Annotated in this window: 14 protein-coding genes; 4 read left to right on the top strand and 10 right to left on the bottom strand. The window is 73.5% G+C overall.

Annotated features, from left to right (window positions below; translation table 11 throughout):
* Window positions 1-6: 6 nt before the first annotated feature.
* The 9 genes from K415_RS0103600 to dacB form a co-directional block, all read right to left on the bottom strand.
* Window positions 7-501, bottom strand: a complete 495-nt coding sequence (locus K415_RS0103600; RefSeq protein WP_024285741.1) for a DUF3180 domain-containing protein — start codon at window positions 499-501, stop codon at window positions 7-9.
* Entirely contained in the window at window positions 501-1,721 is a 1,221-nt protein-coding gene (gene folK, locus K415_RS0103605; RefSeq protein ID WP_024285742.1) for a 2-amino-4-hydroxy-6-hydroxymethyldihydropteridine diphosphokinase, read from the bottom strand. Before folK ends, K415_RS0103600 begins: the two co-directional genes overlap by 1 nt.
* A complete protein-coding gene (gene folP / locus K415_RS0103610; protein WP_024285743.1) occupies window positions 1,714-2,667 on the bottom strand; it encodes a dihydropteroate synthase in 954 nt (317 codons plus the stop codon). The genes folK and folP overlap by 8 nt, the downstream gene beginning before the upstream one ends.
* A 30-nt stretch (window positions 2,668-2,697) precedes the next feature.
* A complete protein-coding gene (gene folE, locus K415_RS0103615) occupies window positions 2,698-3,312 on the bottom strand; it encodes a GTP cyclohydrolase I FolE (RefSeq protein ID WP_024285744.1) in 615 nt (204 codons plus the stop codon).
* Between the two features lie 10 nt (window positions 3,313-3,322).
* Window positions 3,323-5,353, bottom strand: a complete 2,031-nt coding sequence (ftsH, locus tag K415_RS0103620; RefSeq protein WP_024285745.1) for an ATP-dependent zinc metalloprotease FtsH — start codon at window positions 5,351-5,353, stop codon at window positions 3,323-3,325.
* A gap of 113 nt (window positions 5,354-5,466) precedes the next feature.
* A complete protein-coding gene (gene hpt, locus K415_RS0103625; protein WP_024285746.1) occupies window positions 5,467-6,021 on the bottom strand; it encodes a hypoxanthine phosphoribosyltransferase in 555 nt (184 codons plus the stop codon).
* On the bottom strand, window positions 5,999-7,063 hold the full coding sequence (gene tilS, locus K415_RS0103630) for a tRNA lysidine(34) synthetase TilS (protein ID WP_024285747.1): 1,065 nt from the start codon (window positions 7,061-7,063) through the stop codon (window positions 5,999-6,001). The genes hpt and tilS overlap by 23 nt, the downstream gene beginning before the upstream one ends.
* A gap of 40 nt (window positions 7,064-7,103) precedes the next feature.
* The gene (locus K415_RS0103635) at window positions 7,104-8,231 is read right to left on the bottom strand and encodes a zinc-dependent metalloprotease (protein WP_024285748.1); all 1,128 of its coding nucleotides are present in this window, start codon (window positions 8,229-8,231) and stop codon (window positions 7,104-7,106) included.
* Between the two features lie 4 nt (window positions 8,232-8,235).
* A complete protein-coding gene (gene dacB / locus K415_RS0103640) occupies window positions 8,236-9,663 on the bottom strand; it encodes a D-alanyl-D-alanine carboxypeptidase/D-alanyl-D-alanine-endopeptidase (protein ID WP_024285749.1) in 1,428 nt (475 codons plus the stop codon).
* 132 nt (window positions 9,664-9,795) lie between these two features.
* Here dacB and K415_RS0103645 point away from each other — a divergent pair, with 132 nt between their 5' ends.
* Window positions 9,796-10,296 (top strand): inorganic diphosphatase, encoded by a 501-nt coding sequence (locus tag K415_RS0103645; RefSeq protein WP_024285750.1) that lies wholly within the window; start codon window positions 9,796-9,798, stop codon window positions 10,294-10,296.
* A 30-nt stretch (window positions 10,297-10,326) separates the two neighbouring features.
* Here the strand turns inward: K415_RS0103645 and K415_RS0103650 are convergent, their stop codons facing one another.
* On the bottom strand, window positions 10,327-11,706 hold the full coding sequence (locus K415_RS0103650; RefSeq protein ID WP_155859347.1) for an NlpC/P60 family protein: 1,380 nt from the start codon (window positions 11,704-11,706) through the stop codon (window positions 10,327-10,329).
* 513 nt (window positions 11,707-12,219) lie between these two features.
* Between K415_RS0103650 and K415_RS0103655 the strand changes: the two genes are divergently transcribed.
* The 3 genes from K415_RS0103655 (at window position 12,220) to K415_RS0103665 (ending at window position 15,600) form a co-directional block, all read left to right on the top strand.
* Window positions 12,220-13,539 carry a bifunctional o-acetylhomoserine/o-acetylserine sulfhydrylase gene (locus K415_RS0103655; protein ID WP_024285752.1) on the top strand — a complete coding sequence of 440 codons (1,320 nt, stop codon included), beginning with the start codon at window positions 12,220-12,222 and terminating at the stop codon, window positions 13,537-13,539.
* A 71-nt stretch (window positions 13,540-13,610) separates the two neighbouring features.
* A complete protein-coding gene (locus K415_RS0103660; RefSeq protein ID WP_369795174.1) occupies window positions 13,611-14,837 on the top strand; it encodes a homoserine O-acetyltransferase in 1,227 nt (408 codons plus the stop codon).
* A gap of 37 nt (window positions 14,838-14,874) precedes the next feature.
* Window positions 14,875-15,600: a maleylpyruvate isomerase N-terminal domain-containing protein gene (locus tag K415_RS0103665; RefSeq protein WP_024285754.1), complete on the top strand. Its 726-nt coding sequence runs from the start codon at window positions 14,875-14,877 to the stop codon at window positions 15,598-15,600.
* Window positions 15,601-15,616: the final 16 nt, after the last annotated feature.

Genomic DNA, 15,616 nt, shown 5'->3' on the forward strand with positions numbered 1-15,616 from the left:
TTCCACTCAGGGCGAGGTGCCCGTTGCCGCCGAGGCGCCCGGCGGGCCGACGTCGTCATCGTCGTCGCCGGGGCGCACCTCGCACCAGCGCTCGACCACCAGGCCGACGACCGCGAGCAGGACCGTGCCGACGAGGGCTGCTCCGGCGGACACCGCCAGGCCCCGGCGGGCCTCGATGCCGAGGTCACCGAGCACCAGCAGGACCTGGCCGGCGTACCAGCCGGAGAGCAGTGCGCCGGTGTAGGCCGACGCGGTCGCCAGCACGACGCTCCGGGCCGCGAGCAGCGGGTCCAGCCCCGGCCGCTTGCCCTTCGTGTACTGACGGACGGCCCACCCGAGGGTCAGCACGACGGCGGCGATCAGCAGCACCACGAGCGACGACAGGAGCGGGACCGGCAGGAGTGCAGCACCTCGGCTCTCCGCGATCCGGAAGGCGCCGAACGAGAACCCCGTGCTCAGGACGGCGATCAGCAGCAGACGGGTCCACGGCGTCCGGCGCATCAGGCTCCGGCCCCCGTCGGGCCCCACCAGTCGAGCGCCATCCACCGGATCCCTTCACGGTCGGGCGCGGTCTGCGCCAGCGCGGCGACCGGGCCACCGCCCAGACCCGGGAGCTCGGCCAGCGGGTCGACCTGCGCCCACGGCTCGAGCACGAAGGCCCGCTGATGGGCGCGCGGGTGCGGCAGCTCGAGGTCGTCGGCCACCGCCTGCAGCGTGCCGTACGTGATCAGGTCGATGTCGACGGTGCGCGGACCCCAGCGCACCTCGCGCTCACGGCCGTGGTCGAGCTCGATCCGCTGGCAGGCGTGCAGCAGCGCCCGCGGGCTGAGCGAGGTGCGCGCCAGCACGATCGTGTTGAGGTAGTCGGGCTGCTCGGGGCCGCCGACGGCGCCGGTGCGGGCCAGCGGGGCGACAGCGGTCACCTCCAGCCCGAGCACGGCCCCGAGGTCGAGCACTGTCTGCCGCAAGGTCTCGTGGCTCGCACCGACGTTGGAGCCGATGGCCAGGACGACGTCGACCGGCTGGTCGGGTCGGAGGTCGAGCCGGTCGCGCGGTTCGGTGACCGTCGGGGCGGTCGACGGTCCGGCTGCGGCGGCGACCGTGCCGGTGCTCGCGGACCCGGCGGGCCCGGGAGCGGTGACGAGGGCCGGTACCGCCGGCTCCCCCGGGGCGGGCACGGGGAGCGACGGAGCGGCGAGGACGCTGGCTGCCATCGCGGGCAGCAGGTTCTCGACGGTCGCCGGTCGGCCGTCGGCCACGAGCCGACCCGGTCCTGCGACGACCGGTGCTGCGGCGGCCGGTGCGACGACCGGTGCGGTGACGACCGGCATCCGCACGAGGTCCCGGTGGATCTCGACGGTGACGTCACCCACCGGCACGGTGACCGGCGCCTGCGGCTTGTGCACCGTGACATCGACGGCCAGCACACCGTGGTGGGTCAGCGCGACGGCGGCGATGCGCTCGGCGACCGTCTCGATGAGGTCCGCGGGGGTCCCGGAGAGCACACCGGCGACCTGCTCGGCCAGGACGCCGTAGTCCGCCGTGAGGTCGAGGCGGTCGGCCGCGGCCGCCGGCCGGGTGTCGACGTGCAGCACGACGTCGGCCACGAAGGTCTGCCCGTCGCGTCGCTCGTGCTCGAACACCCCGTGGTGACCTGTCGCCGTGATGCCGGTGACCCGGATCCGATCGGTGGCCCGTTCCGTCGCGCGTGCCTCAGACACCTGGCTCTCCGTCCTGCGTTGTGCTCGTGCTGCTCCTGGCGTCCCGGCCGATCACGTGCGGGCGATCCTCGGGTCGGTGCTCGGCGCGCGCAGCGGCCCACGCTGCCGCGACCCGGACCGCGTCCGCCGAGCCTGTCACGTCGTGGACCCGCACGCACCAGACCCCCGCGGCCGCGCACAGGGCGCTGACCGCGGCGGTCGCCAGGTCCCGCCCTGCAGGCGGGACCGGCTCGGCACCCGGCGGGGCGAGCAGGCGACCGAGGAAGCGCTTGCGCGAGGCCCCGACCAGGACCGGCCGACCGAGGCCCTGCAGCACCTCGAGGTGGGCGAGCAGCGGCCAGTTGTCCGAGCCCGGCTTCGCGAAGCCCAGCCCGGGGTCCAGCACGACCTGCTCGGGCCGGCCGCCGGCGGCCAGCACACCGGCCAGCCGCTGCGCCAGCTCGTCCCGGACGTCCGTCACGACGTCGTCGTAGACGGCGAGGGAGTCCATCACGTCGGCGTGGCCCCGCCAGTGCATCGCCACGTAGACCGCGCCGGTACCTGCCACGACGTCGTACATCGCCGGGTCGGCCAGCCCACCCGAGACGTCGTTGACGATGTGTGCACCGGCCTCGACCGCCTCGGCGGCGACCACGGCACGGGTCGTGTCGACGCTCACGACCGCACCGGTCGCTGCGAGCTCACGGATGACCGGCAGGACCCTGCGGCGTTCCTCGTCGACCGGCACCCGCCGCGCGCCGGGTCGGGTGGACTCCCCGCCGACGTCGAGGATGTCCGCGCCCTGGGCGACGAGCTCGAGGCCGTGCGCGACCGCGGACCGGGGCTCGAACCATCGGCCGCCGTCGCTGAAGGAGTCAGGGGTCACGTTGACCACGCCCATCACCAACGTGCGGTCGAGGGCGGTCAGCGCAGCAGGAAGCGGCTCGGGGTGACGCTGCGGGCTCACGCGGTCAGCCTAGGCCGGTGCCGGTGCCGGTCAGCGGCCGAGGATGAGGCTCATCGCCTCGGCGCGGGTCGTCCCGTCACGCATCTGACCGCGCACCGCAGAGGTGACCGTCCGGGAGCCGGGCTTGCGCACCCCGCGCATCGACATGCACAGGTGCTCGCACTCGATCACGACCAGGACGCCACGGGGTGCCAGGATCTCCACGAGGGCATCGGCGACCTGCGAGGTGAGCCGCTCCTGGACCTGGGGGCGCCGGGCGAACAGGTCGACCAGCCGGGCGATCTTGGACAACCCGGTGATCCGCCCGTCGGCGCCCGGGATGTACCCGACGTGCGCGACGCCGTGGAAGGGCACGAGGTGGTGCTCGCAGGTGGAGTACACGGCGATGTCCTTGACCAGGATCATCTCCTCGTGGCCCTCGTCGAAGGTCGTCGACAGCACCTCGCGAGGGTCCTGGTGGAGGCCTGCGAAGGTCTCGGCATAGGCCCGCGCGACCCGCGCCGGCGTCTCCCGCAGACCCTCCCGGTCCGGGTCCTCCCCCACGGCGATGAGCAGCTCCCGCACGGCACGCTCGGCCCGCGCGTGGTCGTAGGCCACCGCGGGCACCACGAGGTCCTCGTCCACGAACGGGACGTCGTCGGCCATGTGGGTCATCTCAGCCCTTCTGGCCCGGGTCGACGCGGCCGCCCGGCGGCACCTCGCCGACGGGCGCCACCGGGTGCTCGCCCTTGGCCGCCGCGACCTCGTCCTGCGGGACGACCGGCTCGCCGTTGGACGCTGCCTTCTCGCGCAGCGTCTGCACCGGCGGGATGTCCGAGACACCGCGGTCGGGGCTGGACAGCCAGACGTCGCGCGGCTCGCGCTTGACGATCGGCGCGAAGATCTCCGCGAGCTCGGCCTGGTTGAGCGTCTCGCGCTCGAGGAGCTCGCCGACCAGGGTGTCGAGCACGTCGCGGTAGGTGTTGAGGATGTCCCACGCCTCGTCGTGCCCGGCATCGACCAGCCGTCGGACCTCGACGTCGACGAGGTGCGCGACCTCCTCGGAGTAGTCCCGCCCGTGCCCGACGTCACGCCCGAGGAAGACCTCGCCGCTGTCCTGGCCGAGCTTGACCGCGCCGATGCGCTCGCTCATCCCGTACTGCGTGACCATCTTGCGGGCCACCGCGGTGGCCTTCTCGATGTCGTTGGACGCACCCGTCGTCGGGTCGTGGAAGACGACCTCCTCGGCGACCCGGCCGCCCATCGCGTACGCGAGCTGGTCGAGCAGCTCGTTGCGGGTCGTGGAGTACCGGTCCTCGGCCGGCATGACCATCGTGTAGCCGAGGGCCCGGCCGCGCGGCAGGATCGTCACCTTGGTCACCGGGTCGGTGTACCGCAGTGCCGTCGCGACCAGCGCGTGACCACCCTCGTGGTACGCGGTGATCTTCTTCTCCTTGTCGTTCATCAGCCGGGTCCGCTTCTGCGGGCCCGCGATGACGCGGTCGATCGCCTCGTCGAGCTCGTGGTTGCCGACCACCTGACCGCCGGTGCGGGCGGTCAGCAGCGCGGCCTCGTTGAGCACGTTCGCCAGGTCGGCACCGGTGAAGCCGGGCGTGCGCTTGGCGACCGCGTGCAGGTCGACGTCGGGCGCCATCGGCTTGCCCTTGGCATGCACCTGCAGGATCCGTTCCCGGCCACGCAGGTCTGGGGCGTCGACCGAGACCTGCCGGTCGAACCGGCCGGGACGCAGCAGGGCGGGGTCGAGGATGTCCGGCCGGTTGGTCGCCGCGATCAGGATGACGTTGGCGTTGACGTCGAAGCCGTCCATCTCGACGAGCATCTGGTTGAGGGTCTGCTCGCGCTCGTCGTGCCCGCCGCCGAGGCCGGCGCCACGGTGCCGACCGACCGCGTCGATCTCGTCGATGAAGATGATCGCCGGCGCGTTCTGCTTGGCCTGGTCGAACAGGTCACGCACGCGCGAGGCGCCGACGCCGACGAACATCTCGACGAAGTCGGAGCCGGAGATCGAGTAGAAGGGCACCCCGGCCTCGCCGGCCACGGCCCGGGCGAGCAGCGTCTTGCCGGTGCCGGGCTGGCCGTAGAGCAGGACGCCCTTGGGGATCTTCGCGCCGACGGCCTGGAACTTGGCCGGGTCAGCGAGGAAGTCCTTGATCTCCTCGAGCTCCTCGACCGCCTCGTCGACACCTGCGACGTCGGCGAAGCTGACCTGCGGGGTCTCCTTGGTCACGAGCTTGGCCTTGGACTTGCCGAACTGCATGACGCGCGAGCCGCCACCCTGCATGCGCGACATCAGGAACCAGAACAGGCCGAGGATGATGACGAACGGCAGCAGCAGGCCGAGCAGGCTGGCCCACCACGACGTGCGCACGACCTCGGAGTTGTAGCCACCGTCCGGGTCGGCGGCGACGATCGCCGCGACGACGGCCTCGCCCTGCGGCACGGAGTAGAAGAACTGGACGTTCCGGCCCTTGTCGTCGAAGTCCTCGGTCAGGGTCAGGTCCACCCGCTGTGCGCCGTCCGAGATCCGGACCTGCTCGACGGTGTCACCCTTGAGCAGCTCGAGGCCGTCGGACGTGTCGACGCGCTGGACGCCGGAGGTCATGAACGATGACGCACCGAGCCACAGGATCATCACTGCCACGGCGATCCAGATGGCAGGTCCACGGGTGAGGCGTTTGAGGTTCATCGGCGCAGGGCGCGTGCCCCGTCCCTCCTGGTCGTTGTGGCGGGTCTGACGTGCACGGTACCCGCTGGACCTCGATGTTCCGTCCGGTGTTCGCCCAGGGCGCGAAGCGACCGTCAGTCGCCGTAGACGTGCGGGGCCAGCGTCCCGACGAACGGCAGGTTGCGGTACTTCTCGGCGTAGTCGAGCCCGTAGCCGACGACGAAGTCGGTCGGGATGTCGAAGCCGACGTAGCGCACGTCGACGTCGACCTTCGCCGCCTCGGGCTTGCGGAGCATGGTCGCGATCTCGACGGTGGCCGGTCCGCGGCTGCGCAGGTTGGACAGCAGCCAGGACAGGGTCAGGCCCGAGTCGATGATGTCCTCGACGATGAGCACGTGGCGGCCGGTCAGATCGGCGTCGAGGTCCTTGAGGATCCGCACCACGCCGGACGACGTCGTGCCGGCCCCGTAGGAGGACACCGCCATCCAGTCCATCTCGACCGGCGTGTGCAGGCGTCGCGCCAGGTCGGCCATGACCATCACAGCGCCCTTGAGCACGCCGACCATGAGCAGGTCACGGCCGGCATAGTCGGCGTCGATCCTGGTCGCGAGCTCGTCGAGCCGGCCCTGGAGCTGCTTCTCCGTGAGCAGGACGCGCTCCAGGTCGTCACCCATGTCCGAAGGATCCACCGCTGCCTGCTCCTCGTTCTCGGTCGTTGATGACCGTCAGCCTGCCATACCGGCGCTGCACCTGGCCGCCGCCCGGGACGGCCACCCCGGCCTGACCGTGCCAATCGGTCACCAAGGCGTCGACCGCCTCGATGTGCACCCGGTGCAGCGCTCCGGCGGGCACACCCGCCGCCAGCAGGGCGGCCCGCAGCACCCGGTGCCGCAGCGCGGGCGGTGCGGCGGCCAGCACGACGACGTCGAGACCGTCGGCCGGATCCGCGCCCGAGTCACCCGCCGGGCCGGCGCTGCGTGCGGCGAGGAGCACCTGCCCGGCGAGCTCGTCGAGCAGGTCACCGTCCTGGCGCAGCTGCTCGGCGGTGCGTGCGAGGGCCTCGGCCACACCCGGACCGAGCACCCGCTCGAGCACCGGCAGCACCTCGTGGCGGACCTGGCTGCGCAGCGGCCCGGCCGCGTCCGACACCAGGTTGGTCGGGTCGTGCCACGGTTCGAGGCCCAGCACCCGGCAGGCCCGCTCGGTCTGGTCCCGGCGCACCGCGAGGAACGGGCGACGCAGCCGCCCGCGCCGGCGCGCCATCCCGGACAGGGAGCGTGCGCCCGAGCCGCGTGCCAGGCCGAGCAGCACCGACTCGGCCTGGTCGTCGAGCGTGTGCCCGAGCAGGACGACGGCGTCACCGTGCCGGGTCGCCGCCTCGCGCAGGGCGTCGTAGCGGGCGGTGCGGGCGGCCGCCTCGGGTCCACCACCGGGCCCCGCCGGCCCGACCTCGACCGTGATCACCTCGACCGGGTCGAGGCCCAGGCCACGGCACTGCTCGGCGGCCCGACGCGCCACCCCGGCGCTGCCCGGCTGCAGACCGTGGTCCACGACGACGGCGCCGGCCAGCAGCCCGGCCCGCGCGGCGACGAAGGCCGTGGCCGCAGCGAGCGCCAGGGAGTCGGCTCCGCCGGAGCAGGCCACGAGCACGACGACGCCCGGCGGGAGGTCGGCCAGCTCGGCGCGCACGGCGCTGCGCTGCGCGGCGACCGCGGGGTCAGGGCCGCTCATCCCGGCTCATCCGTGCACCCGGCTCATCCGTGCACCCGGCTCATCCGTGCACCCGGCGCACCCAGGCCCGGGGATCGGCGATCTCGCGCGGCGTCGGCAGGGCCGCGGGCCCCGACCACACGGCATCGAGCGCGTTCCGGCCGCCGACCCGGCGCACGGTCCGCACGAACGCCGCACCCCGGCGGTACTGGGCCATCTTCGCGTCCATGCCGAGCAGCCTGCGCAGCACCCGGTCGATGCCGGTGGCGGTGCGCCGACGGGCCTCGAACCGCGAGCGGAGCCGCTTGACCGACGGGATCACCGACGGCCCCACCGCGTCCATCGAGACGTCCGCATGGCCCTCGAGCACCGACATCACAGCGGTGATCCGCTCGACGCGGTCGCGCTGCCCGGGATCGAGGAACAGCTCGAGCAGCCCGAGGGCCGCGTCGTCGTCCGCGTCCAGGTTCGCGTCGTCGCCGGCGCCCCGCGCGCGCAACAGCCGGGTGAGCGCACCGGTGAGCTCGCCGCCCGTCAGCTCGCCGGCCAGGTCACCGACCAGCGCGGCCACCTCGGCACGCAGGTGGTCGGCGAGCCACGGGGCGGCCGCGAACTGCAGCGCATGGGTCTGCTCGTGCACGCACACCCAGAGCCGGAAGTCCGACGGCTCGGCCCCGAGCGCCCGTTCGACCTTGAGCACGTTCGGCGCGACGACCAGCAGGCGCCCGGCGGGTGGGGCCTGCGCGGCGAACGGGTCGAACTGGCCCAGGATCCGCCCCGCGAGCAGTCCCAGCAGCCCTGCCACCTGCGCCGTCGCCGTCGCCGGGCCGGTGCCGGATCGGCCGTCGGTCGGCAGTCCCGTCATCCCGGCGAAGGACTGCGCCGCGGCCCGGGCCCAGCCGGCGCGGTCGACGACCAGGACCTGGGCGGTCGCCCCCGCCGTCCCGGCCGCCTCGACGGCGGTACCGAGCCGGGCTGCCCGGAGCGCGAGCGGCACGGCCCGTCGCGCGGCGTCGTGCAGGTCGGCGACGAGGTGATCCAGCTCCGCGCGCGACCCGGCCGGTCCGGGTGAGGCCAGCCGCCCACCCCAGCGCCCCGCGGCGTCCCAGTCCACGTCGATCGATGCAGCGGACGTCGTCGTCGTGCGCCGATGGCGCAGGAGGGTTGCCCGAAGGTCGGTGGAGGTCATCGCCTCACGGTACTTGGCAGCCGCACCCGGCGAGACCCTGGACGAACTCGTCGATCGCGGCTCGCGGTCCGAGCTGGCCCCCGGCCGGCGTGGCGTCGGCCAGCACGGCGAAGACGAGCTGGCGACCGTCCTGGGTCAGCACGGTCCCTGCGAGCGAGGTCACCCCCGGCAGGCTGCCGGTCTTCGCGCGCACCAGACCGCGGGCGGGCTCGCTCAGGTAGCGGTCCGCGAGGGTGCCCTGCCAGCCGCCGATCGGCAGGTCGGTGACCACCGGGAGGAGATCGACGTGCGCCGGGTCGGTCGCCATCAGGAGCAGGTCCACCAGCAGCGCGGCGGGCAGCGCCGACCCCGATGCCAGGCCGCTGCAGTCGGCGAGCGTCGCGCCCGTGGTGGTGGCGCCCTGGGTGGCGACCTCGGCGAGCACTGCCGACGCCGCGCCCTGGAAGCTGCCGGGCAGGCCTCGCTCGATCGCGACGAGCCGGCCGAGCACCTCGGTGATCGTGTTGTCGGAGGTGTGCACCGCGTACCGGACGATCTCCTGGACCGGCGCCGACTCGACCCGCGCGAGCTCGAGCGCCCCGGCCGGCGCGGCCACCCGCACCGGGCTGCCCGTCACCACGACGCCCTGCTCGACGAGCAGCGCGGCGAAGGTCTGCGCCGCGTTCATGGCCGGGTCGCCGAACCGGGGCGGGTAGGGCTCGTCAGCGGTCTTGGCGACGTTCACGGCGAGCGGTGCGACGGCGGCGACGTAGCCCGCTCCGATGTCGCTCGGCTTCCAGCCCGGGTGCAGGCCGGGGCCGGAGAACAGGGTGTCGTCCAGGCCGAGGCGCACCTCGTTCGTCCCCGCCAGACGCAGCTCCCGGCCCGTCGCGACCGCGAGGTCGGCGAGGCCCGCACGCCCGTTGACCGCGTCCGGCCGGCCGGCGCCGGCCGCGAGCATCATGTCCCCGCCACCGACGAGCACGATCTCGCCGGGCACCGGCTGGACCACGACGGTCGGCAGGGTCCGGTCGAGGCCGAGGGCCGTGACCGCGGCGAGCGCTGTGATCAGCTTGGCGGTCGACGCCGGCACCCGGGCGCGCGCGCCGTCGACGTCGGCCAGGACCTCGCCGGTCAGGACGTCGGCGACGACGACGCCGGTCGACCCACCCATCCGCGGGTCGGCGACGAGGGCCGACGCCGCGGCCGCGATCACCTCCGGTGCAGGCACGGGCGCAGCCGGGTCGGCCTCGGCGACCGCAGGGGCCACCGACGGTGCCGCGACCGCACCGGGGGCACTGGGGAACGGGCTGGGCGGCGCGGGTTCGGGCTCGAGCGTCAGGATGCCGGGCGCCAGGTCGTACGCGTCCGCGGCGACGTACCCGCCGGCTCCGAGCAGGAGGGTCGTCACGAGGACGCCGACGAATCGACCCGCCCTGCTGCGCCTGCCCATCGGTCCTCTTTCGCCGTTGCCGCCGGCCTCGACGCGGAAGCCGGATGACGTCGTCGGCTCCGGGTGGGCCGCCGGTGCGTCACACTAGTCACAGTCCCGCGCGGAATGCCGCCGACCGGCCAAGGGAGAGCTGTGGAGTTCGACGTCACGATCGAGATCCCCAAGGGGCAGCGCAACAAGTACGAGGTCGACCACGCGTCCGGGCGCATCCGCCTGGACCGCATGCTCTTCACCTCGACCCGCTACCCCGACGACTACGGCTTCATCGAGGGCACCCTCGGCGAGGACGGCGACCCGCTCGACGCGCTCGTCCTGCTCGAGGAGCCGACCTTCCCCGGGTGCCTGATCCGCTGCCGGGCGCTCGGCATGTTCCGCATGCGCGACGAGGCCGGCGGCGACGACAAGGTGCTGTGCGTGCCGACCGGCGACCAGCGAGCCTCCTGGCGCCAGGACATCGACGACGTCAGCGAGTTCCACCGCCTGGAGATCCAGCACTTCTTCGAGGTCTACAAGGACCTCGAGCCCGGCAAGTCCGTCGAGGGCGCCCACTGGGTCGACCGGGTCGCCGCCGAGACCGAGATCCAGACGTCACGCCAGCGCGCGATCGACACCGGCTACTACGACAAGCACTGAGTCATCGGTCACCGGGCGCCGGGCGAGGCGTCAGGGCCGACCGGCGAACGGCATCGTGCCCGACCACCGGATCGACGTCACACGCACGGCGACGTCCGGCCGCGGCGCCTCGACCATCTGACCGTTCCCGACGAACATCGCGACGTGCGTGATGCTGCCCGGGTCCGTGCCGACGCTGCCGTAGAAGATCAGGTCGCCGGGGCGCATCTCGGCATAGGTGATCTTGAGGACCTGGCGGTACTGGTCGCGTGAGGTGCGGTTGATGCCCACGCCGGCGGCCTTCCATGCCTGCGACGTCAGACCCGAGCAGTCGAAGCTGTCCGGTCCGGTGGCACCGAGCGCATAGGCCTTGCCGACCTGCTGCACGGCCCACGCGACGGCCGCATCACCCTGCGCGGCCGAGCCACGCTGGGACCCCGTCCCGAGGCCGTACCGGTCGGGGGACGCGGGCGGTGCCGGCGTCGCCTGGACGGCCGTGGGCGTCGTGGGCGCGGGCGGCGGGTCGGCCGCAGGCGGGGTCGTCGCAGGCGGGTCGGCCGTCACCGGGGTGGTCGGTGGTGTCACGGGCGTCGTCGCGGGTGGCACATCGGGCGGCACAGTGGGCGACGGCCCGGTGGTCGTCACGCCGGCCTCGGCTGCGGCCGCGGCCTCGGCGCGTGCCGTCCGCTCGGCCTCGAGGGTCGCCTGGCGGGCCCGCTCGACCTCGATCGAGGTCTGGCGGTACTCGGCGAGCCGGCTGATCAGCTGCTCGCGCTCGCGTGCGATCTGGGCGACCTTCGCCTCGGCCTGCGCCTGGAGGGCCTCGGCGTCGGCGAGGGCACCCTCGGCAGCCTCGGCGGTGGTCGCCGCGGTCTGCGCTGCCTCGTCGGCCCGGCGGCCCATCGTCGAGGCGACCAGGTCGGCCGCCTCGAACTGCTGGACGAGGCGTTCGGCCTGCGAGCCGAGGCGGTCCATGGCGTCGGTGCGGTCGACGAGGTCCTCGAACCCGTCCGCCGAGAGCATCGCGCCGAGGCCGTCCATCGATCCGCCGGAACGGTAGGCCTGCATCGCGATGGCGCCGAGCTCGGACCGAGCCGCCTCGACCGCCTCTGCCGCCGATGCCTCCCGCTCCGCTGCATCGGCCGCCTCGAGCGCGGCGGCGTCCCTGGTGACCGTCGCCTGGGCGTAGTCCTCGGCGGCCGCCGCCACGGCACCCCATGCGGTGTCGAGGGTTGCCGACTGGGCCGCCAGCTCCAGCTCGATCGCGGCGACCTCGGATGCCGTGCCGCGCACTGCCGCCTGGGCGGCGCGCACGTCGTCGTCCGTGACATCCGGCTCGGCATACGAGGCGGTTGACGTCGCCATCGCCCCCACGAGGGCGAGCACGACGACCGCCGAGCAACGCCGACGTCCAGCTCGCCGTGCGGTCACCGTCGTCCTCTCCTTGCTCACCGGCGCGCACCGGCCCTGAGGCGGCGACACGTCCTGGGCCGGCAGGCTGCTCGGTCCTGGCCCGACCGTACTCACTCCAGCATCAAAAGGGAACACACGCACCACTGTTCACTCACGTCACATGAGTCACAGAGGTCACACGAATCACAGCCTGCGCCCTCGCACCCCTCGCATCGACACCCGGGGCGGCCGCCTTGAGGATGCGGATGGCGTGCCGGGTCAGCACGCTGTCTCACATCGCAAGACCGTCGTATCGCCATGGGGACGGCCGGCCGTACGCTCCTGCCATGACCTGCCGAATGTGCCGCTGACCCGAGCACGTTCGGTGGTGTGCCCACTGACCGGTAGGACCGTCTCGCCCTCGCGGCGCTGACCCTGGCTACCGCTGCGGCACCGAACCCTCCGTGCACACCTGTCCCCAGTCCCTCGCGGGCCGGCCAGGGTCAGTGCGCTGGCAATGGTCGATCCGCGGCACCCCCAGAGGAGTCCGCCATGAGCAACGAGAACTGGTCCTTCGAGACCCGCCAGATCCACGCCGGCCAGAGCCCCGACCCGACGACCGGCGCCCGGGCGCTGCCGATCTACCAGACCACGTCCTTCGTCTTCCCCGACGCCGCCACCGCCGGCGCCCGCTTCGCCCTGCAGGACCTGGGCCCGATCTACACCCGGATCGGCAACCCGACCCAGCAGGCCGTCGAGGACCGCATCGCCTCGCTCGAGGGCGGGGTCGGCGCCCTCCTGCTGTCCTCCGGCCAGGCCGCCGAGACCTTCGCCTTCCTCAACATCGCCGAGGCGGGCGACCACATCGTCGCGAGCCCGAGCCTGTACGGCGGCACCTACAACCTGCTGCACTACACGCTGCCGAAGCTCGGCATCACCACGACCTTCGTCACCGACCCGCACGACCCGCAGTCCTGGCGGGACGCCGTGCAGCCCAACACCAAGCTGTTCTTCGGCGAGACCATCCCCAACCCGCAGGCGGACATCCTCGACATCGAGGCCGTGGCCGCCGTCGCGCACGAGGTCGGGGTCCCGCTCGTCGTCGACAACACGGTGGCCACGCCGTACCTGATCCGCCCGATCGAGTTCGGCGCGGACATCGTCGTGCACTCGGCGACGAAGTACCTCGGTGGGCACGGCACGGCGATCGGCGGCGTGATCGTGGACGCCGGCACCTTCGACTACGCCAAGTACCCGGAGCGCTTCCCGAACTACAACACCCCCGACCCGAGCTACAACGGCCTGGTCTACGCCCGCGACCTGGGCGTCGGCGGGCTCTTCGGGGTCAACCTGTCGTTCATCCTCAAGGCGCGCGTCCAGCTGCTGCGCGACCTCGGATCGGCCATCTCCCCGTTCAACGCGTTCCTCATCGCGCAGGGCATCGAGACGCTGTCGCTGCGGGTCGAGCGGCACGTGGCGAACGCGCAGACCGTCGCCGCGTGGCTCGAGGCGCGCGAGGACGTCACCACGGTGCACTACGCGGGTCTCCCGTCGAGCCGCTGGTACGCCAACGCCCAGAAGTACGCCCCGCGCGGGCCGGGTGCCATCGTGGCGTTCGAGATCGAGGGCGGCGCGGAGGCCGGCAAGGCGTTCGTCGACGCGCTCGAGCTGCACTCGAACGTCGCGAACATCGGCGACGTCCGGTCCCTGGTCATCCACCCGGCCTCGACCACCCACAGCCAGCTCACGCCCGAGGAGCAGCTGCTGTCCGGGATCACGCCCGGGCTGGTGCGCCTGTCGGTCGGGATCGAGCACATCGACGACATCCTGGCCGACCTGGACGCCGGCTTCCGCGCGGCCAAGGCCGTGTGATGCCGACGCCCTCCCGCCTGGACGTGGACATGTCGGGACACGCACGCACCGGGGCCGTAGGTTTGCACATCGTGCAGACCGACGAGAACGACCCGGCAGCGCGCCCCGGCGTGCCACCGGGCGCGGGCCCTCGGACGTCCCCGTCCGCACCGGGTCCGGCCTGGGCGACCGCAGGCACCCCGGTGCCCGCGAGCGCTGCCTGGCGGGAGGGCGACCCCGTCGGTCGCCGGCAGTTCTGCGACATCGGCCCGCTCGATCTCGAGGTGGGGGGTTCGCTCCCCCGGGTCCGCATCGCCTACGAGACCTGGGGCACGCTGTCGCCGAGCGGCGACAACGCCGTCCTGGTGCTGCACGCCCTGACCGGCGACTCGCACGTGACCGGTCCGGCCGGCCCGGGGCACCCGACGGCCGGCTGGTGGGACTCCCTGGTCGGCACCGGGCGTCCGATCGACACCGACCGCTTCTTCGTGGTGGCGCCCAACGTGCTCGGCGGCTGTCAGGGCAGCACCGGCCCGTCGTCCACCGCGCCGGACGGTCGACCGTGGGGCGGCCGCTTCCCCTACGTCACCATCCGGGACCAGGTCCGCGCCGAGCTGGCGCTGACCGACGCGATCGGTGTGCAGAGCTGGGCCCTGGTCATCGGGGCGTCGATGGGCGGGATGCGCGTGCTCGAGTGGGGCGCGATCGCCCCGGCCCGGGTCCGCGGCCTCGCGCCGATCGCCACCACCGCACGCACCACGGGCGACCAGATCGCCTGGGCGCACGCGCAGCTCGCTGCCATCCGGGGTGACGCCGCCTGGCGCGGCGGCGACTACTACGACGTCGGCGACGGTCAGGGCCCGCACGTCGGGCTCGGCGTCGCCCGGCAGATCGCGCACACGACCTACCGCAGCGCGATCGAGCTCGACGAACGCTTCGGCCGTGCGCCGCAGGTCGACGAGGAGCCCCTCGGTGGCGGCGGCCGCTTCGCCGTGCAGTCCTACCTCGACCACCACGCCGGCAAGCTCGCACGGCGCTTCGACGCCAACTCCTACCTCGTGCTGACCGACTCGATCCTCTCCCACGACATCGGGCGCGGTCGCGGCGGGGTCCAGGCTGCCCTGGCCACGATCCCCGGTCGCGCCCTGGTGATCGCCGTGGACAGCGACCGGCTCTACCTGCCGGCCCAGTCGGCGGAGCTCGCCGCGGGGCTCCCCGGCGCCGACGGCGTGCACCTGGTGCGGTCCGACTTCGGGCACGACGGCTTCCTGATCGAGTCCGACCAGGTCGGCACCATGGTCCGGGACTTCCTGGCCTGACCGACGGCCGTCCCCTGCCGCTACCTAGGGTGGGCCCATGGGTGGAGCGCAGAGCGCGACCGAGCTGGGCCGGATCGAGGACGTGCTGCGCGCGCAGTGGCTGCGCCTGCGCCCCTGGGTGCACGGGCTCGAGGAGGACGCCCGCGAGCTGCCGAGCGTGCTGGGTGGCTGGACCGTCGAGGATCTCGTCGCGCACCTCGGCCGGGCCATGGACGCGCTGACCCATGCCCGACCGAGCGCCCCGGGGACCGTTCCGCTGACCCTCGGCGAGTACGTGGGCAGCTACCCCGAGCGCGCGGTCGAGATCGCTGCGACCACCCGCGAGCTGGCGGCCGAGATCCGCGACGACCCGCTCCCGGCGGTCGACCGGAGGGTCGAGGCCGCCCTGGCGCAGCTCGCGGTGCTGCGCGACCTCGGCCCGGACCCCGTGGTCCAGGCTCGGCGCGGGCCCATCCTGCTCTCGGAGATGGTCCTGTCGCGGCTCATCGAGCTCGTCGTGCACGCCGACGACCTCGCCCGTTCCACCCACCGCGACGGCCCGGGACCGGTGCTGCCCGAGGCGCTGGCCCTCGTCGCCGACGCCCTGCTCGAGATCGCCGTCGACCGCGGCGGCTGGAACCTCGAGATCGTCGACCCGATCGCCTGGGTCCGGCTCGCCTGCGGCCGCGTCCCGCTGACCGTCGACGCCCTCGCCGCCGCGCTGCAGCCGACGTACGCCTCCGACTCGCTGCCCGACCTCGGTACGGTGCTTCCGCTGCTCTGACCGATCGGCGCGGCCT

Source organism: Cellulomonas sp. KRMCY2 (genome assembly GCF_000526515.1).
Classification (GTDB): Bacteria; Actinomycetota; Actinomycetes; order Actinomycetales; family Cellulomonadaceae; genus Actinotalea.

Coding starts and splice junctions, on each gene's coding strand:
- K415_RS0103600 (WP_024285741.1), bottom strand. CDS start 501: ATGCGCCGGACGCCGTGGACCCGTCTGCTGCTGATCGCCGTCCTGAGC.
- folE (WP_024285744.1), bottom strand. CDS start 3,312: ATGGCCGACGACGTCCCGTTCGTGGACGAGGACCTCGTGGTGCCCGCG.
- ftsH (WP_024285745.1), bottom strand. CDS start 5,353: ATGAACCTCAAACGCCTCACCCGTGGACCTGCCATCTGGATCGCCGTG.
- tilS (WP_024285747.1), bottom strand. CDS start 7,063: ATGAGCGGCCCTGACCCCGCGGTCGCCGCGCAGCGCAGCGCCGTGCGC.
- K415_RS0103635 (WP_024285748.1), bottom strand. CDS start 8,231: ATGACCTCCACCGACCTTCGGGCAACCCTCCTGCGCCATCGGCGCACG.
- dacB (WP_024285749.1), bottom strand. CDS start 9,663: ATGGGCAGGCGCAGCAGGGCGGGTCGATTCGTCGGCGTCCTCGTGACG.
- K415_RS0103655 (WP_024285752.1), top strand. CDS start 12,220: ATGAGCAACGAGAACTGGTCCTTCGAGACCCGCCAGATCCACGCCGGC.
- K415_RS0103665 (WP_024285754.1), top strand. CDS start 14,875: ATGGGTGGAGCGCAGAGCGCGACCGAGCTGGGCCGGATCGAGGACGTG.